6 protein-coding genes are annotated in these 6,780 nt (G+C 65.3%); 2 read left to right on the top strand and 4 right to left on the bottom strand.

The annotated features are described in order from the left end of the window. Nucleotides 1–51: 51 nt before the first annotated feature. From DBR23_RS15915 to DBR23_RS15905, 3 genes are all read right to left on the bottom strand, one after another. Nucleotides 52–567 carry a TRAP transporter small permease gene (locus DBR23_RS15915; protein WP_056058454.1) on the bottom strand — a complete coding sequence of 172 codons (516 nt, stop codon included), beginning with the start codon at nucleotides 565–567 and terminating at the stop codon, nucleotides 52–54. Nucleotides 568–651: 84 nt separating this feature from the next. After that, on the bottom strand, nucleotides 652–1,638 hold the full coding sequence (locus DBR23_RS15910; protein ID WP_099731178.1) for a TRAP transporter substrate-binding protein: 987 nt from the start codon (nucleotides 1,636–1,638) through the stop codon (nucleotides 652–654). A 43-nt stretch (nucleotides 1,639–1,681) separates the two neighbouring features. After that, the gene (locus DBR23_RS15905; RefSeq protein ID WP_108498891.1) at nucleotides 1,682–2,431 is read right to left on the bottom strand and encodes an SDR family NAD(P)-dependent oxidoreductase; all 750 of its coding nucleotides are present in this window, start codon (nucleotides 2,429–2,431) and stop codon (nucleotides 1,682–1,684) included. Between the two features lie 177 nt (nucleotides 2,432–2,608). On the opposite strand from DBR23_RS15905, the gene DBR23_RS15900 reads away from it, so the two are divergent. After that, a complete protein-coding gene (locus DBR23_RS15900; RefSeq protein WP_099731176.1) occupies nucleotides 2,609–3,493 on the top strand; it encodes a LysR substrate-binding domain-containing protein in 885 nt (294 codons plus the stop codon). Between the two features lie 58 nt (nucleotides 3,494–3,551). Here DBR23_RS15900 and zwf read toward each other — a convergent pair whose 3' ends face one another. Next, nucleotides 3,552–5,006, bottom strand: coding sequence for a glucose-6-phosphate dehydrogenase (gene zwf / locus DBR23_RS15895; protein WP_099731175.1), 1,455 nt, complete (start codon nucleotides 5,004–5,006; stop codon nucleotides 3,552–3,554). 176 nt (nucleotides 5,007–5,182) lie between these two features. Here zwf and pgi point away from each other — a divergent pair, with 176 nt between their 5' ends. Continuing rightward, the gene (gene pgi / locus DBR23_RS15890) at nucleotides 5,183–6,751 is read left to right on the top strand and encodes a glucose-6-phosphate isomerase (RefSeq protein WP_108498890.1); all 1,569 of its coding nucleotides are present in this window, start codon (nucleotides 5,183–5,185) and stop codon (nucleotides 6,749–6,751) included. Nucleotides 6,752–6,780: the final 29 nt, after the last annotated feature.

Here is a 6,780-nt window from a genome sequence, read left to right as displayed (position 1 = left end):
CAAAAAGAATGAGGGCGCTCATGGTGAGTTCCTTGGCAGGGGTGGCGGGGCTTACCAGTGCGCCTCGGGTACGGCGGTCTCGGCACCGGGGGCGCTGGGCACCGGCGGGGTGGCCCAGGCGTTCCAGGCCGACTTGAGCGCCAGCAACGCCAGCATCACCAGTCCACCCATCACGCAGCCATAGGTAAGCGACCCGGGCACCTGCAGGATGGGCGACTTCTCGTCGTGCACGATCTCCAGCATCTGAAAGGTGGCCCGGGCGAGCGTGCCGTACAGCGCTGCCACCACCAGCCAGCTGCCGATGGCCGCCCAACGGCGCAGCGCGGGCGGTACGGCGTCCATCAGAAAGCTGGTGGTGATGTGGGCACCGTGCGCTGCCGCCAGCACTACGCCAGACATGACCAGCCACGGAAACAGCAGCTCCGGCACCTCATTGGCCCATTGCAGGCTGGTGCCGGTGGCGTAGCGCAACACGGTGTTGGCCACCAGGATGATGAAGATGACGGACGTGCTGATCCACAGCAGCACTCGGCATACGCCGACAACGGCCCATTCGATGAGGTTCATCGGGAGACTCCTTGGGCTGCAGGGCTGGGGCCCGTGCAGCGGCTTCGGGGGAAATGAGGACAGGCGCCGCAGCGCCCCGAACGATCAGCGCGCGGCGGCGATGACTTTCTTGAGGTACGGGCCGATGGGCGTGGTCAGCCACTTGGCGTCCACCGCAGCCGTGGCCTTGGCAAACGCGGCCTTGTCCACCGTGGTCACCTGCACGCCCTTGGCCTTGAGGTCGTCCAGCAGCTTGTCGTCGGCCTCTTGCGACATCTTGCGCTGCAGTGTCGTGGCCTCGGCAGCCGCTTCGGTCACGGCCTTACGGTCGGCGTCGGACAGGCGGTCCCAGGTGCGCTTGCTCATCAGGAACGGCGTCATCTGGAACATGTGGCTCGTCAGTGCCAGGTGCTTTTGCACTTCGTACAGCTTGCTGGCGTGGATGTTGACCAGCGGGTTCTCCTGCCCATCGACCACGCCCTGCTGCAGCGCCACGTACAGCTCGGCAAACTTGATCTGCTGTGCCTCGGCACCCAGCGCTTGCATGATGTCCACCAGCACTGCGTCAGGCGGGGTGCGCATCTTCAAGCCCTTCATGTCTTCGACCTTGGTGATGGGGCGTTTGCTGTTGGTCATGTGGCGGATGCCGTTGTCCCAATAGCCCAGCACCACCATGCCCTTGTCGGCCGACTTCTGTGCGAGCTCCTGGCCCAGTGGGCCGTCAAGCAGCTTGAAAGCCTGCGCGGGGGTGGAGAACATGAACGGCATGCCGTAGGCGGCGTACTCGGGCACGGCCACCGACACGGCGCCTTGCGAGTTCGCCGTCATGTCCAGCGCGCCGGTGCGCACGGCCGTGACCATGGCAGCGTCGTCGCCCAGCTGGGCGGAGGGCGCCACCTGCACCTCGATGCGGCCTGCGGTCTTGGCCTTGAGGGTTTCAGCGAATTTGACAGCGGCCTCGTGGCGCGGATTGCCGGGGGCAGCGCCATGGCCCAGCGTGAGCTTCATGGTCTGCGCCTGCGCGAGCCCGGGCAGTGCCACCGCCAAAGCAGCGGCTGTCAGCAGGGTGCGGGTGAAGGTTTTGCGTTGCATGGTTTGTCTCCTGGTTTATGTTTGTTGAGAGGTCGTGAGGCGGTCAGTGGATCAGCATGCCGCCGTTCACATCGAGCGTGATGCCGGTGCAATAAGTCGAAAGCGGGCTGGCGAGAAACACGCAGGCTCCGGCAATGTCATCGGCCCGGCCCAGGCGGGCGAGTGGAATGGTTTCCGCGATCTCGGTCTTTTTCTCTTCGGTCAGCTTGCCCTTGATGATGTCCGTGCCGATCAGGCCGGGGGTGATGCAGTTGACGCGGATGTTCTCGGGACCAAACTCGCGGGCCATGGCGCGGGCCAGGCCCAGCACACCTGCTTTGGCGGCCGAGTAGTGGGGCCCGCCCAGAATGCCGCCGCCGCGCTGGGCCGACACCGACGAGATGCAGATGATGGAGCCGCTTTGCTGTGCACGCAGCGTGGGCAGCACAGCCTGGGACATGTACAGCGTGCCACGCAGGCTGACGTTGAGAATGCGGTCGTAGTCGGCGCCCGTGATCTCCAGCGTCTTGACGGGCTGGGTGATGCCCGCGTTGTTGACCAGCGTGTCGATGCGGCCGAAATGGGCATACACCTGGGCGGCGGCGGCATCGCACGATGCTTTGTCGGTCACATCGGCCACCAGGCCCAGGTGGCCCTCGCCCAGCCGCGCGGCGGCGCCTGCGGGGTCGGCGGCTTCAAGGTCGAGGATGGCGACTTTGGCGCCTTGCTCGGCCATCAGGCGGGCGGTGGCAAACCCGAGGCCGTTGAGTCCCGCCCCTCCGGTAATGATGGCAACCTGGTTCTTGAGCAGCATGTGTTTTGTCTCCTGTGGTGTGAAGGTGCAGGAGACTTGCACGCTGCCGGTGAGGGCGGCTGTCGAAGCGGTGTCTCCTGTTCTGGGAGCCGATTCTCAAAGCCGCTCAAGATGATGACAAGCGATGAATCATCAGCGTAAGATGACATTCCGTCATCTAACGTCAGGGTTCACCCCATGCCCACCTTGCCGCCCATTGCCAATCTGCAGGCCTTCGAGGCCGTGGCACGCCGCCGCAGCTTTGCACTGGCAGCGGCGGAGTTGAACCTCACGGCCTCGGCCATCAGTCACCAGGTTTCGCGACTGGAGGCACAGCTGGACATCCGCCTGTTCGAACGCAGCGCCCACGGGGTGCGCCTGAGCCCTGCGGGCGAGCACTACCTGATGCACGTGGGTGCAGCGCTCAACGCCATCGCCACGGCCACGGACGATCTGCGTCATGGCATCCGCAACAGCCTGTATGTGCACTCGGCACCCAGCATTGCCAGTCTGTGGCTCATGCCGCGCCTGCACCACTTTGCACAGGCCTACCCGGAGATATCGCTCAACCTCTCGGCCGCCCACACACCCAGCGATTTCGCACTGGGCCAGGCCGACATCGACATCCGCTACGGCATTCCGCAGTGGGGCGATCTGGTGGTGGAGCCGCTGTTCGAGGAGGCGATCGTGCCGCTGGCCAGCCCGGCCTTCATCAAGGCGCACAAGCTCAAGCGCGCAGAGCAGTTGCTGGACCTGCCGCTGATCCAAAGCAACGTCAGCATCGTGCAGTGGTCCGACTGGTTTGGCCGGTTCACCAAGCTGCGGGCACCCGACCGTTTCTCCCTGCGGTTTGACCGCGCCCAGATGTCCCTGGACGCCGCCACACAGGGCCTGGGCGTGGCGCTAGAGAGCGCCGTCAACGCGGGTGGGCACCTGGCCGATGGCAGGCTGAAGGCCCCGTTCGGCATGGACCAGGCCGTGCGGGTGAAGGCGCATTTCGCCGTGTACCCCGAGCGGCACGCCAAGCGCCCAGCGGTGGAGGCGTTTCTGTCGTGGCTGCACAGCGAGGCTGCGCAGACCTAAGAAAACAAGGCCCGGCGGCCGAGGCTGCGAAGGTCTGCAGCCGCCGGACGCGAGGCTCTCACATCTCCTCGCTCCAGCAATACCCGTCGCGCGCAATCATCGCGCTGGCCGCACGCGGGCCCCAGCTGCCTGCGGGGTAGGGTCGGGGGCCTGCCGGGTCGTTCTTCCAATACTGCAGGATGGGTTCCACCCAGCGCCAGGCTTCTTCCTGCTCGTCGCTGCGCACAAACAGGTTCAGGCGGCCAGCGATCACATCGAGCAGCAGGCGCTCGTAGGCGCCCACGCGCTCGGTGCCAAAGCGCTGGTCAAAGTCCAGGTTCAGGTGCACCTGCGACAGCGCGGGCTCGGTCTGGTGCTGGGCGGCGCCCTGCGCCATCAGGTGCAGCTCCAGCCCATCCTTGGGCTGCAAATTGATCACCAGCCGGTTGGCGGCGCCTGCGGGCGTCTTGAAGATGGGGTGGGGAACGGGGCGGAAGTTGATGACGATGTGCGCGTCGCGCCCCGCCAGCCGCTTGCCGGTGCGGATGTAGAACGGCACACCCGCCCAGCGCCAGTTGCTGATCTCGGTGCGCAGCGCCACAAAGGTTTCGGTGGTGCTGCTGGCGGCCACGCCTTTCTCTTGCGCGTAGCCGGGCACGGGCTGGCCCTGGTGGTTGCCGGCCGCGTACTGCCCACGGATCACGTGCTGGCCGATGGTCTCCAGCGTCCAGGGCTTGAGCGACTGCAGCACCTTGAGCTTTTCGTCACGGATCGCGTTGGCGCTGGAGTTGATGGGGGGCTCCATTCCGATCGCGCACAGCAGCTGCAGCGCGTGGTTCTGCACCATGTCGCGCAGTGCGCCGGTCTGGTCGTAGAACGCGCCGCGCGACTCCACACCCAGCTCCTCGGCAATCGTGATCTGGATGTTGGCAATGGTTTCGCGGCGCCACAGGGGCTCGAACAGCGCGTTGCCAAAACGCAGCGCAAACAGGTTCTGGACGGACGGCTTGCCCAGGTAGTGGTCGATGCGGAAGACCTGCTCTTCCTTGAGCACGCGGCGCAGCGTGTCGTTGATCGCGCGGTTGGACTGCAGGTCGTGGCCCAGGGGCTTTTCCAGCACCACGCGGGTGGTGGGGCCGTTCAGGCCCACGGCGGCGATCTGTTCACACACATTGGTGAACAGGCTGGGGGCTGTGGCCACATACATCACCACCGAGTCGGCTCCGCGCGCCTTCAGCGTCTCGGCCAGGCGCTCGTAGTCCTGGGTTTTGGACAAGTCCATGCGCAGGTAGTGCAGCAGCGCGGCGAAGCGTGCAAACTCGTCCGGGCTGGGGCGCTTGGCCAGCTCCACGCTGTCGAACCGCGACTGGATCAGGCTGCGGTATTGTTCGTCGCTCAGATCATCACGTGCCACCGCGATGATGCGCCCCCCCTCAGGCAGCGTGCCATGCCGAAAGGCCTGAAACAATGCGGGCATGAGCTTGCGCCAGGCGAGGTCGCCGGTGCCGCCGAACAGGACGAGGTCAAAACTCATGGTGTCTCCGTGATGGGGTGGTTCGTTTTGTTGCGTGGGATTGTAATCACGTTACATGATTTTCTAAAGAGGAGTGCCTTGTATCTACTGCATGTAACCCAAAAGAACCTGTTAATAGGCCACTTTGTCGTGTAATCAAGTTACTATCTCGGCGCTTTTTTCACCTTACCCGTTTGATGACCATGCCTCTCCGTTGCGACCAGTCTGCGCTGTGGCCCCAGTTGGCCGCCCACTACGCTTCCTACGGCCAGCACCTGGACATGCGCCAGGCGTTTGCGCAGGATGCCCAGCGGTTTGCAGCCTTCAGCCAGTCGGCTCCGCATGTGTTTGCTGACCTGTCCAAGAACCTGTGGGACCGCGATACCGAAGCCCTGCTGCTGGATCTGGCCCGCGACTGCGGCCTGGTGCAACACCGTGATGCGATGTTTGCAGGCGAGGCCATCAACACCACCGAAAACCGCGCCGTGCTGCACACACTGCTGCGCCGCCCGTTAGGCGTGGCCCTGCCCGGTGATGTGCCCGAGACTGCAAAGCGCCTGGCCGACGTGCACCACACGCTTGATGCCATGCTGCAGTATGCCGAGCAGGTGCGCAGCGATGCCGCCATCACCGACGTGGTGAACATTGGCATCGGCGGGTCGGACCTGGGTCCGCACATGGCCGTGCGCGCGCTCGAAGAGTTCCGCATCCCCAGCAAGCGCTTTCACTTTGTGTCTAACGTGGACGGGCACGAGCTGCACCACGTGCTCAAGGGCCTACGGCCTGAGAGCACGCTGTTCCTGGTCGCGTCCAAGACGTTTACCACGGCCGAGACCATGACCAACGCGCGCTCGGCCCTGGCGTGGTTTGGTGCCCAGGGCGGGCGCGATGTGGCCCGCCACTTTGCGGCGCTTACCACCAACATCGAGGCCGCAGCGGCCCTCGGCATCACCACCACCTTCGGCTTCTGGGACTGGGTGGGCGGCCGCTACTCGCTGTGGTCGGCCATTGGCCTGCCGATTGCCATCGCGATCGGTGCCCGAGGCTTCCGAGATTTCCTTGCGGGCGCGCACGCCATGGACGAGCATTTCCGCACCGCACCGCTGGCGCAGAACCTGCCGGTGCGTCTGGGTCTGCTCGATGTCTGGTACCGCAATTTCCACGGCTTCACCAGCCGCTGCATCGCGCCGTATCACGCCGCGCTGGGGCGCTACTCGGCCTACCTGCAGCAGCTGGAGATGGAGAGCAACGGCAAGCGCGTGGCGCAAGACGGCAGCACGCTGGCCTGCGTCACATCGCCCGTGCTGTGGGGCGAGCCCGGCACCAACGGCCAGCATGCGTTCTTCCAGATGCTGCACCAGGGCGCCGATGTGCTGCCGCTGGAGATCGTGGCCGTGCGCAAGGCCTCGCACCCGCTGCCCGGTCACCAGCAAAAGCTGCTGGCAAACGCCCTGGCGCAAACGCAGGCGCTGATGGTGGGCAAGGCCAGCGACGACGGCCACCGGCACTTTCCGGGCAACCGCCCCAGCACGCTCATGCTGCTCGAATCACTCACCCCCACATCGCTGGGCGCGCTGATTGCACTGCAGGAGCACCGCGTGTTTGTGAGCGGCAGCCTGTGGGGCATCAACAGCTTTGACCAGTGGGGCGTGGAGCTGGGCAAGGTGCTGGCCAAGGACCTGGAGGCCCGGCTGGAGAGCGGTGATGTGGCGGGACTCGATGGCTCCACCGCTGGCCTGCTGGGCTTGCTGCGCAGCCCTGCCTGACCTTCGCGGCACAGCAAAGTCCTCGGGGT

Source organism: Acidovorax sp. HMWF018, assembly GCF_003061035.1.
Taxonomy (GTDB): Bacteria; Pseudomonadota; Gammaproteobacteria; order Burkholderiales; family Burkholderiaceae_C; genus Acidovorax; species Acidovorax delafieldii.
Note: the sequence above shows the minus strand (reverse complement) of the source record. Positions and strands in the feature narration are given on the sequence as shown.

Bases quoted from the DNA above. Each gene is read 5' to 3' on its own strand.
- DBR23_RS15915 (WP_056058454.1), bottom strand. From the start codon at position 567: ATGAACCTCATCGAATGGGCCGTTGTCGGCGTATGCCGAGTGCTGCTG.
- DBR23_RS15910 (WP_099731178.1), bottom strand. From the start codon at position 1,638: ATGCAACGCAAAACCTTCACCCGCACCCTGCTGACAGCCGCTGCTTTG.
- zwf (WP_099731175.1), bottom strand. From the start codon at position 5,006: ATGAGTTTTGACCTCGTCCTGTTCGGCGGCACCGGCGACCTCGCCTGG.
- pgi (WP_108498890.1), top strand. From the start codon at position 5,183: ATGACCATGCCTCTCCGTTGCGACCAGTCTGCGCTGTGGCCCCAGTTG.
- DBR23_RS15900 (WP_099731176.1), top strand. From the start codon at position 2,609: ATGCCCACCTTGCCGCCCATTGCCAATCTGCAGGCCTTCGAGGCCGTG.
- DBR23_RS15905 (WP_108498891.1), bottom strand. From the start codon at position 2,431: ATGCTGCTCAAGAACCAGGTTGCCATCATTACCGGAGGGGCGGGACTC.